Origin of the sequence: Flavobacterium sp. (genome assembly GCF_029242675.1) — a bacterium.
In the GTDB taxonomy this organism is placed as follows: Bacteria; Bacteroidota; Bacteroidia; order Flavobacteriales; family Flavobacteriaceae; genus Flavobacterium.
In genome coordinates this window covers 1-20,586 of sequence record NZ_JAQWTM010000363.1, presented here as the reverse complement: position 1 = coordinate 20,586, position 20,586 = coordinate 1, and the positions used below count along the sequence as shown (strand labels likewise).

Annotated in this window: 16 protein-coding genes; 8 read left to right on the top strand and 8 right to left on the bottom strand. The window is 33.5% G+C overall.

Going from position 1 to position 20,586, the window contains the following annotated elements; all coding sequences use genetic code 11:
• The 7 genes from P8M54_RS13405 to alaS form a co-directional block, all read right to left on the bottom strand.
• On the bottom strand, positions 1–542 hold a 542-nt coding region (locus P8M54_RS13405; RefSeq protein WP_300288447.1), incomplete at its 3' end, for a hypothetical protein.
• An 80-nt stretch (positions 543–622) separates the two neighbouring features.
• Positions 623–2,614 carry a hypothetical protein gene (locus P8M54_RS13400; protein ID WP_300288446.1) on the bottom strand — a complete coding sequence of 664 codons (1,992 nt, stop codon included), beginning with the start codon at positions 2,612–2,614 and terminating at the stop codon, positions 623–625.
• 73 nt (positions 2,615–2,687) lie between these two features.
• Positions 2,688–4,508: an ATP-binding protein gene (locus tag P8M54_RS13395; protein ID WP_300288445.1), complete on the bottom strand. Its 1,821-nt coding sequence runs from the start codon at positions 4,506–4,508 to the stop codon at positions 2,688–2,690.
• 1,132 nt (positions 4,509–5,640) lie between these two features.
• Complete coding sequence (locus P8M54_RS13390; RefSeq protein ID WP_300288444.1) at positions 5,641–6,699, bottom strand: hypothetical protein; 1,059 nt, start codon at positions 6,697–6,699, stop codon at positions 5,641–5,643.
• A gap of 954 nt (positions 6,700–7,653) precedes the next feature.
• Positions 7,654–8,604: a GSCFA domain-containing protein gene (locus P8M54_RS13385; RefSeq protein WP_300288443.1), complete on the bottom strand. Its 951-nt coding sequence runs from the start codon at positions 8,602–8,604 to the stop codon at positions 7,654–7,656.
• A 12-nt stretch (positions 8,605–8,616) separates the two neighbouring features.
• Positions 8,617–9,393 (bottom strand): hypothetical protein, encoded by a 777-nt coding sequence (locus tag P8M54_RS13380; protein WP_300288441.1) that lies wholly within the window; start codon positions 9,391–9,393, stop codon positions 8,617–8,619.
• 118 nt (positions 9,394–9,511) lie between these two features.
• A complete protein-coding gene (alaS, locus tag P8M54_RS13375) occupies positions 9,512–12,154 on the bottom strand; it encodes an alanine--tRNA ligase (RefSeq protein ID WP_300288439.1) in 2,643 nt (880 codons plus the stop codon).
• Between the two features lie 339 nt (positions 12,155–12,493).
• Between alaS and P8M54_RS13370 the strand changes: the two genes are divergently transcribed.
• From P8M54_RS13370 to P8M54_RS13335, 8 genes are all read left to right on the top strand, one after another.
• Positions 12,494–13,471: a M23 family metallopeptidase gene (locus tag P8M54_RS13370; protein ID WP_300288438.1), complete on the top strand. Its 978-nt coding sequence runs from the start codon at positions 12,494–12,496 to the stop codon at positions 13,469–13,471.
• Positions 13,472–13,515: 44 nt separating this feature from the next.
• Positions 13,516–13,848, top strand: coding sequence for a MerR family transcriptional regulator (locus P8M54_RS13365; RefSeq protein WP_300288437.1), 333 nt, complete (start codon positions 13,516–13,518; stop codon positions 13,846–13,848).
• 45 nt (positions 13,849–13,893) lie between these two features.
• The gene (locus P8M54_RS13360; protein WP_300288436.1) at positions 13,894–14,487 is read left to right on the top strand and encodes a LemA family protein; all 594 of its coding nucleotides are present in this window, start codon (positions 13,894–13,896) and stop codon (positions 14,485–14,487) included.
• 114 nt (positions 14,488–14,601) lie between these two features.
• The gene (locus tag P8M54_RS13355) at positions 14,602–15,039 is read left to right on the top strand and encodes a TPM domain-containing protein (RefSeq protein ID WP_300288434.1); all 438 of its coding nucleotides are present in this window, start codon (positions 14,602–14,604) and stop codon (positions 15,037–15,039) included.
• Positions 15,039–15,869 carry a YgcG family protein gene (locus P8M54_RS13350; protein WP_300288432.1) on the top strand — a complete coding sequence of 277 codons (831 nt, stop codon included), beginning with the start codon at positions 15,039–15,041 and terminating at the stop codon, positions 15,867–15,869. The genes P8M54_RS13355 and P8M54_RS13350 overlap by 1 nt, the downstream gene beginning before the upstream one ends.
• Before the next feature lie 204 nt (positions 15,870–16,073).
• On the top strand, positions 16,074–16,490 hold the full coding sequence (locus tag P8M54_RS13345) for an Rrf2 family transcriptional regulator (RefSeq protein WP_300288431.1): 417 nt from the start codon (positions 16,074–16,076) through the stop codon (positions 16,488–16,490).
• 63 nt (positions 16,491–16,553) lie between these two features.
• Complete coding sequence (locus P8M54_RS13340) at positions 16,554–17,975, top strand: alginate export family protein (protein ID WP_300288430.1); 1,422 nt, start codon at positions 16,554–16,556, stop codon at positions 17,973–17,975.
• Between the two features lie 241 nt (positions 17,976–18,216).
• On the top strand, positions 18,217–19,218 hold the full coding sequence (locus tag P8M54_RS13335; RefSeq protein WP_300288429.1) for a hypothetical protein: 1,002 nt from the start codon (positions 18,217–18,219) through the stop codon (positions 19,216–19,218).
• A 52-nt stretch (positions 19,219–19,270) separates the two neighbouring features.
• Here the strand turns inward: P8M54_RS13335 and der are convergent, their stop codons facing one another.
• Positions 19,271–20,578 (bottom strand): ribosome biogenesis GTPase Der, encoded by a 1,308-nt coding sequence (gene der / locus P8M54_RS13330; RefSeq protein ID WP_300288448.1) that lies wholly within the window; start codon positions 20,576–20,578, stop codon positions 19,271–19,273.
• Between the last annotated feature and the right edge of the window lie 8 nt (positions 20,579–20,586).

Genomic DNA, 20,586 nt, shown 5'->3' with positions numbered 1-20,586 from the left:
TTCCAAACATGAATAATAGGATAGGCTCTTTTACTGTACGCAAAATAGCCTAGAGCATACGACTCTTTGTATTTTTCCATCGTAAAACCTTCAAAACTGGAACCGCTTCTAGCATAATAATCAAAACTATGATTGACTTTGTAATCTTTTCCTGTTTCTTTATCATCTTTGAATTGCTTGTTCCAAAGTATTTTATTACCTGCTATTTTGAAAGCAGGCCCATCTTTTTTACTTTTTCGATAGGTATAAAGAGAAATCTCACCTGAATTTTTATCTATAATTAAAGTGGTGCCATCAATCTCAAAATTTTTATTGAAGTTTAGATAAGTCGTAATCCCCGTAGGGCTCAAAATCATTTGTGCTCCAACTGGTTTGCCTTCGGTTTTAAAACCAAAGGTTACTACCCCATTGTTATCCGTATTTTTATCGAAAGTGATTAAACCTTTTTTAACATCATTTTTCTTTACTTGATTGCCGTAATCAATTTGTGCAAAACCAATTGCAGTAAATAATAAACAAATAAATAGGGTACTCTTTTTCATAGCTTAAAATTTTAAAATTTATAAAAGTGAAAGTAACTTCGGTCATTGAATCTTGAAATAAGGCAATTGCCTAATATTACTTATTTACAATCGCTAGTTAATTGTATTTTAGTCTCTTTACCATCGTTAACAATTAAAGTATACTTAATTGTATCAGAACTGTTTCTATAAATTTTTACTGATGCAATTTGAGTTGTGTAACCATTTACATTTTGCGTCACCCCTAAAGCTTTCCGACGTATAAATACTCCTTTTATGCCATAAGAAATTGTAATTAATTCGACTTGATATTGGTCTTTTGTAACTCCTATGGCTAGCAAATCTCCACCGTTGTATGTGCAAAATTTCCCTATGACATAAGTAGTTCCTTTTATGCCATTTTTATTTAATAGCTCATTTGAAGAAACATTTACATAATCAAAATTATCATAATTCAATTCGTAATAATTGCCAAATGTTTTGAATTGGCTTAAAAAGTATTCAACTTCTACTTTAGATTGTGCCTCAACAGCTTCATTTTTTTCTTCATTTGCTTGAATAGTAGCACCAGATTTGTGTAACAAAAAAGGAGTAATTTCGTTTGTATTTAAATCAACGCTGTAGGATGAAGTATTTTGTACGGCATCATTTAAAGAGAAATAGAAAACAGGATTCAAATTAAAGTCTTGACTAACATACACTTTATTAGATTCTGGAAAATAGTTGAATTTACAGTTAAGATAACTTTTCCTGTCAAAAGCTAATACTTGTAAGTGTTCAACTATATATTTATTAGTTGACAAATCAAGGATTGATAATTCGCGACCATTCAATTTAAAGAAATAATGATTTTGAAAATAACCTTCTTCTTTGAACTCTTTTTCTTCTTTGGTAGCCAAGTTTATCGTTTTCATCTGAGAACCTTTTCTTACAATAATGTTGTCTTGATAACATGCCACAATTAAAGGATTATCAGATGGCATTCCTCCAGTATATTTATATTCAATTTCTTTACCCGTTTCCAAAGAAAAAACTTTGTCATAAACACATAAATATTTATAATTGTCTGAAATAATTATGTTTCTGTTAGTTGCTTTGGTTTTAATTAATTTATTGAATTTTTTAATTTTCAAATCATAAGAATAAAAACCGTACTCGTTGTCTTTAACTAAAATCAGCGAACCTTGAAGCTTCCCAATAACCCTTTTGCCTTCGAGCAAATCTGATGGATTAATGTGCGTCCTTGCGAGGCTTTCATTATAAATAGCTAGGTTTTTTAATCTTAATTTAAAATCACTTTCAGAAAGTACCTCCATCGTTTTACTATCATAATTGATAACATTATTTTCAAAAGAAATATCGTTACTTCCAACTGATATTACATCAATTTCTGGAATATAATTTGAAACATTACTGTTTAGTGAAGCAATTCTTTTAGGTTCTTTTAAAGTAAGTACTTTTTCGTAATCGTTAGCTATTTTATGATGGATTCCGGTTCTTTGGTAAACCTCTAATTGAGAAATAAGATTTTCTTTTAAATTACTTTTAATAGATTCATCTAAATAATAGGCTTGCATATAGTGTGCGTAAAGTCCCTTTTTTCCTGATGTGAGCTGTAATTCATTTCCTTTAGATTCAATCTTTTCAATGTGATGAATAACTTGATCATTGATAGCAAAAAATAATTCATCATCAATTTTATAAACTTGAAGCCTATTGAATCCTTCATGATTAACAAGAGCCGTTTTTAGCCACACATCATCATTTTCTACACTAGTAACATTTTTTGTTCTGAATTTAATAAAGTCTTTATATTCAGATTTTATATTTGCTCCATAGGATATATAGATACCATAAAAACTTTCTATTTCTTTATCAAAACTGAAAATCAAGCCTGCATTTTCTATTCCAGGATCACTTGAATTAGCAACTCGAACTTCAGTTTCTACGAAAAAATCGCGATTCCAATCTGGAGAAAAGGGAATACTAAACTTTATTTTGTTGTTGACAAAATCTTCTTTTATAAAATAGTCTTGTGAAAAAGCAGCAAAACTACTAAAGTAGAGAACAAAAATGAGTTGAAATAGTTTCATTCAAAATCCTTTAAGATTGAATTGTAAAACTACTTTTGAAAAACAAATTTTGAAATAAGGCAATTGCCGTATTTTAGTCTAAAGTAAACTTCAAAGTTACTTTTGTCCCTGGTTGTAATTGTTCAATGATGAAATCAGCATTAATTTCTTTTGCTCTTTTTTTCATGTTTGACAAACCATTTCCTTCTTTAATTTCCTTAGAATCAAAACCAACACCATTGTCTATAATCGTGATTAAAATTTCATTGTCCATCACTTCAAAATCGACAACAACATGAGTAGCTTTGGAATGTTTTATAGCATTATTAAGCGACTCTTGTATGATTCTAAAAACATCTATTCCTTGCAAAGAATTTAGAAAAAGTGACTCGCAACTCTCTGGATAATTAAATTCAAACTGAATCCCCAACAGAGATGTTTTTGCCGTTTCAATAAAGTTGGTTGTTCTTGTTTTCAGATCTTCAAAAGTAATGACTTCTTTATTCATAGCCCAAATGGTATCGCGCAAATCAGTAATCGTGCTGCGCGTGAATGCAGTTATCGAATCGAATTTAATGTATAAAATCTCTTTAGAAAATTCAAAAAATTTCAAATTGTCTAATGACGAAATAATAAAAGTCAATTGCGAACCAATGTTATCGTGCAAATCTTTGGATATAGCCAAACGTTGTTCTTGTAGATTGTTTTGGTTTTCTATTTCAGCTAGAGCACGTTTGAGTTCGCTTTCTTTAATAATTTGACGGTTTTTCAAACGCTGCTGTTTGTATACCAAATAACCAATTAATCCCAACAAAAAAGCCAACCCCAAGGCAGAGACCAAATAGCTATTGCGTTGTTTTATTTTGGCTTCTTTCAACACCAATTCAGAATTCGCTTTAGCTAAAAGCTTTTCTTTTTTTTCTGTTTCAAACTGAATTTGCAGTTCTTCTACTTTATTTTTAATTTGAACATTTTCTGAACTATCTTTTAATGTCTGGAATTTGTCTTTATAAAAGTAGGCGCTTTTATAATCTGGAAATTCTAAATAACAAGCAGCTAGGTTTTCATAACAATATTGTTCTAAATGTTTGTATTTATACTTACTAGCCAATTGGGCACAAATTTTAAAATTTTCTATAGCTTGTGGATACTTTTTTTCAAGCATTAAAATTTCAGCTTTTTGAACGTAACTTACGGTAACTCCATAATTATCAGCAATTTTATTTCGAATCACCATAGAGCTATCTACGTATATTTTAGCAATAGTATAATTTTTATTTTCTGTAAATGTATTGGCAATATTGGCATAACTATACCCAATACCATTGCTGTCCTTTAATTGTTTTTTAATAAAAAGCGACTTTTTTTGATAGTATAAAGCACTATCTATCTTTTTAGACATACTTAAAACAACACCATAATTATCATATATTGGATTTAAGCCTTTTAAATCATTATTTTTTTCTAATAATTTAATGCCTTTTCTCATGTAATAAAGACTATTTTCTAAATTTGATTTTTTTAAATTATAACCCAATCCTCCATATGCTATACCAGCATCGCTAAAGTTTTTACTTTTTTCAAAAATGGTTATGGCTCTTAATATTAACGCTATACTTTCATCTAATTTATTTTGATAAGCTTTCAATTGACCCTGTTTAAAAACTACATCTCCCAGTGATAAACTGTCTTTTAACTTAAATGCTAAATTTTCTGCCTTTCTAAAAAGTTTTTCTGCCTTTTCAACTTCAGCTACAAAATTCCCATAGGGAATTTTTGTAATTGTTTTTAATTGTTGTTTTTCAGGTAATTTAGTCATAGCTTTTTCCAAGCTATCTATATATGTGATTTTAGTTTGAGCAGATACATTTAATACAATGCATGAAATAAATAAAATGATAGATTTTGTACTCATAATTAATTTTTAAAATTCTGATAAACACATCTAAAGATAATAAATCATAAAATACCAAATAAATTAAACGGTCTATATGTGATTAATTACAGAAAAAATAGACAAAATACACTAGGCTTCAAATGAAATTTTAAAAGGATTTGTTGTTTTTAATCTCAAAATACAATTGATGATTTTTATCTATTACTAGATTTAACTCTTTTAAATCTAAATCGTTCTAACCAAAATGTGATTGATTGCTAGATAAAAATTTATATTTCTAACAAGAATTATAGAATTACTCCATACTTTTTATATCACAGTTACTTCTAAAATCAGCGAAAAGCTTACTATCTAATCCATCATATACTCCTATCATAAAAAACCTTTTACAAGAGGTCGCTTCTAAACTCTTCGTGATTTGATAGGATAAATAAATACATATAACTCCTCTTCTGTACTTAAGCATGAAACCCGACCTTTAATAGTATTGGTTAATAAACAACTGCGGTATATAAAGCTTTGGTAGAGTAATTTACGAAATCATTTTCGTGACAATCTAGTTTTTTTCCAAAGTTCTCCAGTAGAATTATACTCATACTTCTACTATTGATATGAATCACCGGATTTTACATGTTCTTTTTTATTGTTTTTTTGGTAAACAAATCAGTAGGTAAATAAATATTCATTTATCTACGCGAATTTTACCAAAATTTGAGTTTAGTTGCGATGCTAAATCACAACTATACTGAGTTTATCTAAAAAATCTTTCCTCGAAAATTTTAGTCAACGATAGCTAACAATACATTAATTTGTATTATATTTTGCCATACTAATGTAATTATCGAAAAAATAGGTAGTCTGAATTTAATAGATATTCGTATTTGCATCAAATTAAGTACCTTTTTTTTTAGTTAGGTATAGTTTTATCATTCAATTTAGATAGCAATATTTAAACTTTGTCAACTTTTTTTTGTCTAAAATACTTAAACCTAATTTTTGGCCTCTCAGTTTAAATAATTGTAGTGCGCAAATCTTTAAATAAAAACAAATAAGATCTTATTATTTTTGCACCAACAATGAAAAAAAATTTAGTGCAAAAAAAAATAGGGCAACTACCCTATTTTTGTATTGTCATAAACAAATAATGTATCTATTTAAATACAGAATCCAGATGATATTTGATGAATTTTTTACCTGCCAAATAGATTCCTTCTGCAAATTTTGTACCATCCGGCTCCAACCATTTTGTAGTTTGGCTATAATTATCTCCACGAATAGACACCACGGGATTAAGTAAAGTAGCGGTCGCTTTTGTCTGAGCAGAATAAGCAACGATTTTTTCTTTTTTAAGCACACCATCAATTTCCAAATCAGATTTAATAGTTCCAATGTATTGAGATTCCGGACTTCCTCCTATTTTTAATTTCCCTCTGGTAAATACAACTTCACTTGATAAACCTACAGCTTGTTGTGATTTATCGAAGAAACTTGTAATTCCTGGCGATTGAGACTTTTCGTCTGAGACAGTAAAACTACTTGCTAACCTGTAGTTTATTAAAAGTTTCACTTTTGCAAATTCACCAATATTCCAATCGGTTCCAACTTCAGAAAAAACATAAACTAAAGACACATCTGCTACTAAGGCGTCATCTAATTCCTTTGATAAGTTTTGAGCGGTTTTATCCATAACCGAAAATTTGGTCGAAAACGCATTTCTGTCTTTATAATAATAAGAATAGCCCGCAGGGATTACTGCGATAATTCCTGTCATATCCGTCTCATTTATTTCAGGACCTGTAGCTTTTTTCCAACCTTTATAAACATCCGTATTTCCTGCAATTTCTGTAGAAATAATTTCGTACCCCCTGCTCTTGAAATCCGTAACAAATTCGTCGTACAATTTATCAGCTTTATTTTGAATATCTTCTTTATTTAATGTAGACAAACCTACCGCAGCTTTGGCTTTGGCTGCATTTTTAATCGACCTTCCAAATCCACCTGCCTTTTTTGTATCTACAGCCTCTTTGTACATTTCAAAGTTGATGGTAAAACTAGAAATATATATTTTCTTTGGACCATCACTAATACTATTTGCTTTATAACCACTGTCTTTTGGTTTAAATTCACCTAACGTTTGGGCTTGGACAAAACAAGTTGAAAATACCAATGCTGCAACTAAGGCTAAATTTTTCTTATTATTCGTTTTCATATTTGGTTTTTTAAAAGTTTAAGTTTATCACTGCAAACTTCCTAAAAAAACAGACTAAAAAAAATAAGGCAATTGCCCTATTTTATCCAATAATTGATAAAAATTAACACTATACCTAGATAAAATATGCACATGAGTTCATTTAAAACTTAAATTCATATCAAACGCACCTCTTAACTTATAAATCTTTTTTCTTTTTTTCTATGATCCGTTTCAAATTACTTCTGTGCTACCATAAAAACAAATACTTTAATCATCGATAGTTATCTTCATTCAACTAATAATCTTTTTCAAATTAATCATAAAATTGTTTGCTCACGAACGTACGACCGCATTGTACGCAGCTTATTGCAACGTTTTATATGTTTTCTAATCAATACTCGCATATTTATTCTTTAAATCCTCAGTCATTGCTATACTTATAAGCATTTTTTGCAAGGATATTTAGGCGCTAGTATACAATCAATAATTTTGCTTGCTGAATCTAGGTATAGCTTCACATAGTTTAAAGCACATACCACATAATTCAAGACTATAATACTATCTCTTATAAGATTGTAGACATGATTTTACTTTACTATCATTTATTAGTCTTTAGATAATTAGCTTATTTGTTGTATACTACACGGTAGATTAGAAAAGTAGCTTGTACAACTAAATTATCATGCAATTTTCACAAAGTAAACAACTATTAGTATCACAATTCATTTTGTCAACTTACCTAAAATAATCTATTTTTAGCTTCGTACTCTTTTTATATTTTTTAGCTTTTAATAACTAGATAAGAATAAGTTTCAAAAATAATTAATGGCACCATCACTACATCCCGACGAACTTATTAATCTAAATAAAGAGCTTATGTTTATTTATAAAATTATAGCATTTGCATGACAAGTTACTGTGTAAATTATAAAGTGATACTCATATTTTTGTTTGAAATTAGGTTTAACATAATTAAAATTTCATGTGTGAATAAAGAGAAGTTATTTTACTGATTTTACTTTGCAAATTTGCTTCAAATTTTTGATGGCTTTCAGATTGTGGGTTAAACGACCGGTGCTGTAATGATCTTTGAATAGTTGCCACCTCTTTCATAGTCTCATTGACCTCGTCAGCAATTGTTGTTTGAACGAATCGTTCCCAAATATAGTCAATTGCAACTGTACTTGGATGCAGCATATCCTCATTATAAAAACGATAATCACGAAGCTCATCCATCATGATTTCATAACTAGGAAAATAAATTAAATTTTGATCCTTACTATCTAAAACGGCCTGCAAAGCACTTATTAAATGCGATTTACCTAATTGATTTTGAACAAAACCGTCTTTACTATGCCGTACAGGAGAAATCGAAAAAATAAAACAAGAGCTAGGATTGATAGATTGAATTAGTCTGATCGTATTTGAGATAGTCTCCTGAATTGTTGCAATTGATAGTAACTCCTTAGTAAATTCTTTTTGTGGTACTTTATGACAATTTGCTACGATTTCATTACTAGCATTGCAGCGATAGACCCAAGCAGTCCCCAAGGTAATAATAATATGGGACGCTTGCATAACATACTCTTTGGTACTATCTACTAATTGATTGATGCACTCTAAAAAAGCAACTTTATCAGTACTAGAAAGATCTGAATGAATTTCAAAACAATGCCAACGTTCATTATAAAAAAAAACGTCCTCGTCCGTAAAATACTTATTTGCAACAACCCGACTTGCTAATTTTTCGATTGAAACAGGGTTGAAGATGATCCCAAATGGATTACAAAAATTTTGAAACTGGAAGTATTGCAACTTAGAAGCCATATTTTCGGCAAAGCAAGAACCCAAAGACACCACTTTAGAATTATAGTCAATTGGATAACTACTTTTAGGAATAGGTATTTGTGTTCGAAATTGCATTACGATAAATAACTATTCATAAAAATAATTAGACTTTAAATAGCCTAAGTGTCCACTTGCATTTTCAGTAATTTGCTCAGTGGGATAACTATCATCATCATACTTGAATGCACTTTTATAAATCTTTGCAGAGGATATTATTTGATCATCAACGCTATTGGTAATACTGTTTTCAACCATAGTTATCAAACTATTATTGATAGAAATAAGCTGGTTTTGGTTTAGCAATTTATCATAACCTAATACATTATGAAAAGGATTTTTCTTGGAGTCATACTCATAGCTTACTTCATTTTTGGACACTATGCCTGGCTCAGTATCATCTAAAATCCTGACGTCCTTACTAAGATTTCCACCCTTAAAAGAAAGAATTCCATGGTATTTTTTTATTTGCTGCTCCTTCTCATCTACTATAAAGTTCTGATAAGCAACCGATCCATCTGAATTATGTATAAAATTAATTATAATTTTATTTGATGATTTTAGGGACATTAATTTGTCATTCTCGTAGGTATATATCGAAGTGATTACCGATTGATTACTTTTTTTGGTAGTAACTACTTTTGTGATTAATCCATTTGTATAAGTGTAATCAATATGTTCTTTACCATTGTCTGTGCTTACTATTTCATTTCCCTTGTATGTAAACACCGTAGTTACCTTACTGCTGTCTTCAGTGGTTTCTACAAGTTTTACTAATAATTTAACTCCTCCATTTTTATCATTGGCACAAGAATAAAAAACAACCAATAGTACCAATAAAAAACCAAGCTTAATTAATTTTTTCATATTCTCATCATTTTAAAATCGAAAATTGGACAATTTACTCAACATATATTGCCAATCAAGGATATGCAAAGTTACAAATTCCATGCCTATTATTTTTAAACTTCTGCTAATTCCTTCTTTATTTCACAAAATCAATTGCTTTCGCAAGTGCTTCTGGAATACCTGCAGCATTTTTCCCTCCTGCTGTTGCAAAGAAAGGCTGCCCACCTCCACCACCTTGGATGAATTTACCAAGTTCACGAACTACTTGACCTGCGTTCCAATTTTTGTCGGCAACTAACTCTTTAGAAATATAGCATGAAAGCATCGGTTTTCCTTCTTCGGCTGTAGCCAAAACTAAAAACACGTTCGTTCCTAAGGTCCCCAATTCATAAGCTAAGTCTTTTGCTCCTTCTGGATTTAAATCAACTTGCTTTGCTAAAAATTGTACGCCATTTATTTCTTGAATTTCTTTGACTAAATCAGCTTTCATATTCTTCGCTTTGTCTTTCAACATCGCTTCTAACTGTTTCTTTAATTTGGCATTATCTTCCTGCAAAGATGTAACTGCCTTTAAAATATCTTGAGGATTTTTTAGAGAAAGTTTTATTTCTGATAGCAACTCCTCTTGATTTACAAAATGCTTTTTAACTGCATCGCCTGTAATCGCTTCGATACGACGGATACCTGCTGCCACAGCTCCTTCAGAGACTATTTTAAAAGACCAAATATCGCCCGTATTATTCACATGGATTCCTCCACATAATTCCATACTATCTCCAAATTTAATAGCACGAACATTGTCACCATATTTTTCACCAAATAAAGCCATAGCGCCTTCGTCTAAAGCTTGCTGTATTGGGATGTTTCTTCTTTCGATTAACGGCAACTGCTCTTGAATTCGAGCATTGACGAAATCCTCTACTTGCTGCAATTCTTCATCCGTTACTTTAGAGAAGTGCGAAAAGTCAAAACGCAAATTAGTAGGATTAACCAAGGATCCTTTTTGCTCAACATGCGGGCCTAAAACAGTACGTAATGCCAGGTGCATTAAATGCGTAGCAGAGTGATTTTTAGAGGACAATCCTCTTAAATCAGTATTGACTTTAGCAATAAAACTAGCATTAACATTTTCGGGTAATTGCTTTGTAAAATGTAAAATCAGATTGTTTTCTTTCTTTGTATCTAAAATTTCGATCGTTTCATTTGCAGAAACTAAAATTCCTTTGTCTCCTACTTGTCCACCTCCTTCAGGATAAAATGGTGTTGCATCTAAAACAATCTGATACAAAACCCCATCCTTTTTAGAGTCGACTTTACGAATACGCGTGATTTTCACTTCGTTTTCTACTTGGTCGTAACCTACGAACTTTTCGGTATTGCCTTCAACCAGAATTTTCCAGTCATCGGTAGAAACCTCTGAAGCGGCTCGAGAACGTGATTTTTGTTCTTGCATGGCTTTATCAAAACCAGCTTCGTCCAAACTAAAACCTCTTTCTCTCAAGATTAAGGCTGTTAAATCGATTGGAAAACCAAAAGTATCGTACAGTTCGAATGCTTTAGGGCCGTTTACTTCTTTACCAGAAGTTTCAGCGATTACTTTGTCTAACAATTGTAATCCTTGATCTAAAGTTCTCAAGAAAGAAGCTTCTTCTTCACGAATTACGTTAGTGACTAATGTTTGTTGTTTTTTAATTTCAGGGAAAAATTCACCCATTTGATCTGCTAAAACAGCTACTAATTCAAAGATAAACGGCTCTTTAGTGTCCAAAAATGTAAAACCGTAACGAATAGCACGACGTAAAATACGACGAATCACATATCCTGCTCCTGTGTTTGAAGGCAATTGTCCGTCAGCAATTGCGAAAGCTACAGCACGAACGTGATCTACAATCACACGGATAGCGATATTCGTTTTGTTTTGAGCTTCTTCACTATCACTCAGAATGACATCGTTAGTCGTGTATTTAAATCCTGTAATTTGCTCTACCTTAGTAATTAGTGGTGTAAAAACATCCGTATCATAATTCGACGTTACATCCTGCATAGCCATACACAAACGCTCAAAACCCATCCCAGTATCAACGTGTTGTGCTGGTAATTTTTCAAGTGAACCATCGGCTTTACGGTTGAACTCCATGAAAACGTTGTTCCAAATTTCAACTACTTGTGGATGATCTGCGTTAACTAGGCTAAAACCCGGTACAGCCGCTCGCTCGGCGTCTGATCGTAAATCGATGTGGATTTCTGAACAAGGTCCGCAAGGTCCTTGGTCGCCCATTTCCCAAAAGTTATCTTTTTTATTTCCAAGAATAATACGGTCTTCGGGAACAAATTGTTTCCAAATATCAAATGCTTCTTGATCAAAAGGCACGTTTTCGGCTTCGTTTCCTTCAAAAACAGAAACGTACAGACGGTTTTTATCTAGCTTCAAAACATCGGTCAAAAACTCCCAAGCCCAAGGAATAGCTTCTTTTTTGAAATAATCACCAAAAGACCAGTTTCCTAACATTTCAAACATGGTATGGTGATAGGTATCAAAACCTACATCTTCTAAATCATTATGTTTTCCGGAAACACGAAGACATTTTTGGGTATCGGTAACACGATTACTTTTAGGAACGGCATTTCCTAAAAAATATTCTTTGAACTGGGCCATCCCTGAGTTGTTAAACATCAAGGTTGGATCATCTTTAAGCACTATTGGTGCCGATGGAACAATAAGGTGCCCTTTGCTTTCAAAGAATTGTAAATACGCTTTTCGAATGTCTTGTGATTTCATTTTTTTTATTTAAACATTTAAAGATTCAAAAATTGAAAGATTATTTAGAATTGAATTTTTCAATCTTTCAATCATTCAATCTTTTAATTTCTATTGCCCCAGATGGTAGTGGAAAGCTTCGAGAATAGGGAATCTATTTTTTCTTGAAGCGGCAGAGCGACCAGAGGAAGCTCCTGCGGGTTCATTAGAAAAAAAAGAGTACCTATCGAGAACTTGAAACGTACAGCTGGATAAGGCCTTAATTATTTTATTGCGAAAAAGGAGTGCTACGAGTGAAACATTTCTTAAATTTGTTCAACTAACCTTTTAACGAGGCACAAAAATAGGGTATTTTAAAACATGGCGAAAGTAAAATATTATTACGATTCTGAAAATCTGGCTTATCGCAAAATCAAGGTTAAAAAAAGAAAGAAATTTGGCTTTGTAATCTTGTTTTTAATAGCCTCAGCGCTCTTTGGGCTTTTGAGTTTTGTAGTACTGTTAAACACTCCCTACTTTGAAACTCCAAAAGACCGACTTTTGGCACGTGAAATCGCCAACCTGAAACTGAATTATGCTGTTTTGGATAGAAAAGTGGAGCAATTGGATGTTGTAATAGAGGCAATTGAGGAGCGCGATAATAATTTATACCGAACCTATTTTAATACGGCGCCCATTCCTGAGGAGGAGCGGAAATCAGGTTTTGCAGATGTGAATCGATATAAGGAATTGGAGGGATATGACAACTCGAAATTGGTCATAACTACAACTAAAAAGGTGGATATATTGACAAAGGAGCTCGCTATACAATCTAAATCGCTGGACGCTATTTTAAAATTAGCCAAAGAAAAAAACAAATTACTGTCAGCCATTCCTGCCATTCAGCCGGTACGAAATGAAAATTTGAAACACATGGCATCTGGTTTTGGATATAGAACTGATCCCTTTACAAAAGCCAGGAAAATGCATGAGGGTATGGACTTTACAGCAAAACAAGGTACTCCCATTTTTGCTACTGGTGACGGTGTAGTTGACGAGGCAAATAATAGAGCATCCGGTTATGGTAATCACATTGTGATTAGGCATGGTTATGGATACGAAACATTATACGCTCATTTAAGTAAATACAATTGCAAGCCAGGACAACGAATTAAACGGGGCGACATTATAGGTTACGTAGGAAGTACCGGGAGATCAGAGGCTCCTCATTTACATTATGAAGTGCATAAAAATGGTAAAGTAGTCAATCCTTTGAATTTTTATTACGGAAATATTTCTGCTGTAGAGTATATCGCAATATCAAAACAAGCCAATCAAGAAAATCAATCATTAGACTAATACTAGTTTATTGAAATTGATTTCAAAATAATAAAATATTTAAAATGCACATTGAACTTTCTAAAGATAAAAGGTATTACAGTATTGGCGAAGTCGCTAAGGCTTTTAATGTGAACGCATCGTTGATTCGGTTTTGGGATAGTGAATTTGATATCCTTAAGCCAAAGAAAAATGCTAAAGGAAACCGAATGTTTACTCCAGAAGATGTAAAAAATCTACAACTTATTTTTCACTTAGTAAAAGAAAGAGGTTTTACACTTGAAGGAGCAAAAACACACTTGAAAGAGGGACAAAAGAAAACCTTAGATAAGTTCGAAATTATCAGCAAGCTCGAAACTATAAAAATGCAATTGCTGAATATTAAAAATGAATTATAACAATCAAACTCAAAACAAATAACAAACATTAAATTAAACAAAATCATGAATTTTAAAAAATTTTTACCTTGGATTATTGTAGCTGTTGTTCTAATAGGAATCTATAGCTGGGTTAAAGGAATCAACAACACCGCTGTTGAACTTAATCAAAACATAGAGCAATCATGGGGAGATGTTCAAACGGCTTACCAAAGACGTAATGACCTTATTGGAAACTTAGTCAATACGGTTAAAGGAGCTGCTGAATTTGAAAAAAGCACACTTACTGCAGTTATTGAAGCGCGTGCTAAAGCAACCCAAGTAACCATTGACCCTACAAACATTACAGCAGACCAACTAGCGCAGTTTAATCAAGCGCAAAGCGGTGTGAGCAGTTCGCTATCTCGCTTATTAGTTTCAGTAGAGCGTTATCCTGATTTAAAAGCAAATGAAAACTTTTTAAAATTACAAGACGAATTAGCAAGTACTGAAAATCAAATTTTAACGGCTAGAACTCGTTTTAATGAAGCGGTAAAACCATACAACACACACATCAAAACATTTCCAAACAGCATCTTTGCAGGAATGTTTGGCTTCCAAGAAAAAGCATACTTTAATGCAGTTGAAGGCGCTGACAAGCCTGTAGAAGTAAAATTCTAACTGACTAGAACACTACACCAACCATTAAGAAACATAGATTATTGAGAATTAATACATCTTGTTTCTTGATGGTTTTGTATTTTAAGAAACATCTCAAAACATAAAAAGAAACTCATGTCTAAAGTAGAAGATTTTTTAACTGCAGCCGAAGAACAGGAAATTGTTGAAGCCATTCGTGTGGCCGAAAAAAATACCTCAGGAGAAATAAGAGTACATCTTGAAAAAACGACCAAACTTGATCCTTTTGATCGCGCGCTGGAAGTTTTTAATGAACTAAAAATGCATGAGACTCAATTAAAAAACGGCGTTTTAATTTATGTTGCTGTCGCAGATAAAACATTTGTAATTTGTGGCGACCAAGGAATTAATGATATTGTTTCCAATGATTTTTGGGATACAACTAAAGATATCATGATTGCCCATTTCAAGAGCGGAAATTTCAAACAAGGCTTGATCGACGGTATTTTAAGAGCTGGCGAAGAGTTAAAAAAATACTTTCCGTGGTCAGAGGATGATACGAATGAATTATCAAATGAAATATCGAAAGGATAATGAAAATAAGTCGAAAGTCGAAAGTCAAAAGTCTTAAAACAAGAGCAACACAGTTTCTGTTTTTTGCCTTACTATTAAATAGCAGTTTCCTTTTTGCCCAATACACAATACCTAAGTTACCTGATTTACAAACATCCGTATATGATTACGCGAACTTATTTAGCGCATCCGAAAAGCAACAACTCGAACAAAAGTTAATTCAATACGCTGATACCACTACTACTCAAATTGTAGTGATTACAATTGAAAGCTTAGAGAATGAAGATGTTAGTCAGTTGGCTACTAAATGGGGACAAACTTGGGGGATTGGAGGAACGGCAAAAGATGACAATGGCGTCATTATCTTAGTCGCAAAAAAGGAAAGAAAAATTGCCATTAATCCAGGTTATGGTCTAGAAGACCGACTAACAGCTGGAATAGGTGGCGAAATCATCCGAAATATAATTATTCCCGAATTCAAAGCTGGAAGTTATTATAACGGTATCAACAAAGGAACAGATGCGCTCTTTGATGTTTTTAAAGGAAAATATAAAGGAGAACGAAAGAAAAATAATGAGGGAAGAGATTTTCCCTTTGTTCCATTACTAATTATTGTGATCGTAATCATTGCTTTAGCCTCTAGAAATAAAGGCGGCGGCGGAAACTCAGGTAATCGCGGCGGCGGTGGCCCAAGCTTACTCGATGTCATTATCCTTAGCAATCTCGGCCGTGGTGGCGGAGGTGGCGGTTTTGGAGGTGGTTCATCAGGAGGAGGCTTTGGTGGAGGAGGCTTCGGAGGTGGATTTGGCGGAGGCGGATTCTCAGGTGGAGGATCTAGCGGTGGCTGGTAAAAACATTAAGAAAGACTGCCTAGCGCAGTCTTTCTTATTTTTGGACAACGAGCAAACAAACGGATCAAACTACTGATTCATACCCGAGGAGGAAGTAAACGACACTATAAAAGGTAACTTTCGAAGAATATCTTGACTTTATGACTAGTTTGTTTATCTTTAATCAACCAATCACAAAAGTCATAAGCCAAACTAACAAATACAATGCTTTCCAACAAAACAAAATACGCCTTAAAAGCACTACTATACTTAGCCGAACAAAAGGAAGGTCATATCGCTAAAACAAGCGAAATTGCGGCGACAGCAATGATTCCTAAAAAGTTTTTAGAACAAATTTTATTAGATCTAAAAAGAGGTCATATTGTAGGCAGTAAGCAAGGAAAAAATGGTGGTTATTACCTTTTAAAACCTGGAAACGACATCACCCTATCCGATATTCATCGCCTCTTTGATGGAGCTATTGCCTTATTGCCTTGTGCTTCCTTAAATTTTTACGAACGTTGTTTAGATTGTACCACGGAATCAGAATGCAGTTTACGCCACGGATTAGTGCTAATTCGAGATGAAACATTAAAAGCTATGAACGGTATAACCATAGCTTCGCTAGTAAAAAAAACATAGTTTGTATTTAACTCTACTATTTAGGTATAATTAGTATATATTTGCTGAAATTTAAAATAAACAATGAACCTAAAAAAAATAGTAGCCTCCCTATTCACCTTGTTTGCAGTAGCAACAGGTTCAGCTCAATCTAATGATGCGCTATTAGAATTATTAGTAAAAAAGGGATTTGTAAATCAAAAGGAGATTGATTCTATTCGGAAAGCAACACAAACCGAAGTTCATTTGACAACAAGTCACAAAACATTTCTTCTAGATTTACAGATAAAAAATCGATTGGAATATCGAAATGGCTATGGAAATATTCCCGATGCAAGTACCGCTCCTGCCGCCTTTGTCAATCAAAGGAGTAGAATAAATTTCTCCTATCAAGATGATTCGAACTTAAATGCTGTTTTTTCAATTCAGGACGCAAGAGTTTGGGGGTCAAAAGACCCTAAAGGTTTAAACGGAACCATTCAATTGTTTGAAGGTTATATTGAACCTTTCTTAACCCACTCACTCTCTATTCGAATTGGGAGGCAGTGCTTAGCCTACGACAACCAGCGTTTGTTTGCTGAAAATGAATGGCGCGTAAATGCAGGTGCACACGATGCCATAAATTTAAGATTTAAATCTAAAAAACTCAATACCGAGTTGGTTGGCGCGTTCAATCAAACTAGTGAAAGGTTTTTTGGAACTGATTTTACTCCTACTGAATTAAGCACTACAGCTGCTAACAGCACACCCTCCACCTGGACTAATTATAAGGCGTTACTGGTTCATTATCTAAAATACCAATACAATGATGTTTTTACTTTGACAACCATAACAGCTTCTGATGCATATCAAGATGCCATCAATAAAGAACAAAATTACTGGCGATTTACCTATGGTGGACGATTGGAATACCAAAAAAAACAGTGGTACCTCACTACCAATACTTATTTCCAATCCGGAAGAAATACTACGGGGAAAACGATAAATGCTTGGTACTTGCAACCAGAGTTGAGATATACCAGCACTAACAAAATTACTATCAAATTAGGAGCTGAAATCTTAAGTGGAGATAACGGAAAAATTGGAGCGATTGATCACAACTTCGTGCCACTGTATGGCGTAGCACATCGCTTTAATGGATCCTTAGATTATTTTACAAGATTCCCAACTGACTTGAATAACGCCGGACTAGTGAATCCATATTTTTATATAAGTAAAACCATAAATTCACATTTAGAAATTAGTTCCAACAACCACTTATTTTATACTCAAAAGAGCTTCGTGACTGCTGCCAATACCACTTTAACTAAATTCATGGGCTACGAGCACGATTTATTAATAACCTATAAACCCAATAGCTACACTGCTATCGAAAGCGGTTTTTCTGTGGCGTTACCATCAAATACGTTAACTGCTATAAAGAAAACAGGAGATGCTAACCGTATACCAACTTGGGCATATGTACAAGTAAAGTTTACACCAACTTTATTCAATTCATCGTTTTAAAGTCAGCAAATTACATGGGGAATTGAGCTTAATATAGCACAAATAAATCTTAAATCGAGTCAATAAGTCGGTATAACCAACTCCTTTTATATCTAAAATTAACTATAATCACACAACTTTATATTTTCATATTTTCGGCAGTATAATTCTAACAGCAAACATGATAACGCAAAGTTAAACTACTTAAATTTGAAACTTGTCTATATAATCTTATATTTGATTGGTCAAAAATTAACCAATCATGAAAAACATCGGCTTAGCAACTCTTCTTATCCTGTTACTCACATTGAATAGTATAAATGGTTATTCCCAATTTAGCGGCTGGAAACAAAAAGTCTTAGAAGCAGGAGCTTCTCTGGGTTCTCAAAAACTAGGTCTAACAGAAATACTTAAAAAGCCCGCAGCAATTACAACTTCATTTGAAGATGTCAATCAAACAGGTGCCAAATTTCCGAACGATATTATCGTGAAGAATATACAACATTTGTATTTATTACCTAAAGCGAGCACTGGTGGCTTTATTTTATGTGAAGGGTTTTATGAGATGACCGCCAAGAGTTATTGTCTAAAAGCAGGAACCTATGCACCCTCCAAAGGTGATGGGTATATGTATGCTCCAACTCTTGGTCCACAAAAAGATATTGTCATTGCAATTCTAAAAAGTGCCGAAAAACATCCCGAAATTAAACAAAATGACATTCAAGTCCTGCTGTGGACCATAATTGCACGAGCACGATTTGCTGATTACAGCGGACAAGTTAAACTAACTGCTATTGCATTGCTTACACCAATCGAACTAACAAAGCTCGAAGGAGGAATGCTAGGCGTATTACCAAAAAGTGTAATGGATCAGGCCAAATCTAAATTACCTGACGCGCTGCAAGACGCATTTGAAGCCGAAAACAACATCCGTAAAATGGTAGCTTCAGGCAACTCTAGTTTTGCCGAAATGGAAAAGTATGCGATCATTGCTGGTATGGCACCAGCCCGTGCTGATGTCCCAAGCGGCATTTGGACACTACATCCTAATGGATACTACATTCGGTATTTTCCCTATGGTTATGCTACAACCCAAGTACAAATCTATGTCCCTACAGGACTCATTACAGCTGCTAAACCCGTGATTTATGATGCAACTAATGACATCGCTTGTCCTGCAAATACCGGCTCGCAACGTTTAGCACAAACAAATGAACCATTAAAACCTGATTACACCATCAAATTAAAAATCAATTGTAAGTAACCGATACTTTAAAACAAAAAAAAATCCCGATTTGAATCGGGATTTTTTGTTTTTATTTCTCTCTTATATAAATATCAATTGGCACTCCTGCGAAATCCCAATTGTCTCTAATTTTATTTTCAAGGTAACGCTTGTACGGCTCCTTTACATATTGTGGCATATTAGCAAAAAATACAAATTGCGGAGTTTGCGTTGGCAACTGCATACAATATTTAATTTTCACATATTTCCCTTTAGTTGCAGGCGGCGGATACGCTTCAATTACCTTCAACATGTACTCGTTGAATTTTGAAGTAGCAATACGTTGTTGTCTATTTTCATACACTTTTACCGTAGCTTCAAGTGCTTTTAATAAACGTTGTTTTGTTAAGGCAGACACAAAAAGAATAGGCACATCGGTAAAAGGCATTAATTCTTGTTTGATTCTTTCCTCGTAATCTCTAGTTGACATCGTTTCTTTTTCAACTAAATCCCATTTGTTCACCAAGATCACTACACCTTTTCGGTTTTTCTCAGCCAACCAAAAAATACTTTGATCCTGACCTTCAAATCCACGAGTTGCATCTATAATTAAAATACAAACATCAGCATGCTCAATTGCACGAACCGAACGCATTACGGAGTAAAACTCTAAATCTTCCTTTACCTTAGCCTTACGACGGATTCCCGCTGTATCTACTAAGTTAAATTCAAAACCAAAACGGTCAAATTTAGTATCGATAGAATCACGAGTTGTACCCGCAATATCAGTAACTATATAACGATCTTTACCAATTAAGGCATTGATAAAACTTGATTTTCCAGCATTAGGACGTCCTACAACAGCAAAACGAGGTAAGTCAGAGGTTTCTTCAACTTCTGGTTTCTCTGGGAAAGCAATGATTAAAGCATCCAATAAATCACCAGTTCCACTTCCTGAAATACTTGCAAATGTATAATACTCACCTAAACCTAGGTTGTAAAATTCCACAGCATCCTTCTCACGCATGGCGTTATCCACCTTATTCACCGCTAGTAATACAGGCTTTGTTACTTTACGCAACAACTTAGCTACTGCGTCATCCATAGGAGTAATCCCTTCCTCTACATCAACCACAAAAATGATGACATCAGCCTCATCAATTGCCAATTCTACCTGCTTACGGATTTCTCCCTCAAAAACGTCATCTGATCCACGAACGTATCCTCCCGTGTCAATAACCGAAAATTCTTTTCCGTTCCACTCGCTTTTACCGTAGTTTCTATCTCGAGTAACTCCCGAAACCGAATCTACAATAGCTTCTCTTCTTTGTATCAGCCTATTGAAAAGGGTTGATTTCCCCACATTAGGTCTTCCTACTATCGCAACAATGTTGTTCATAATTCTAA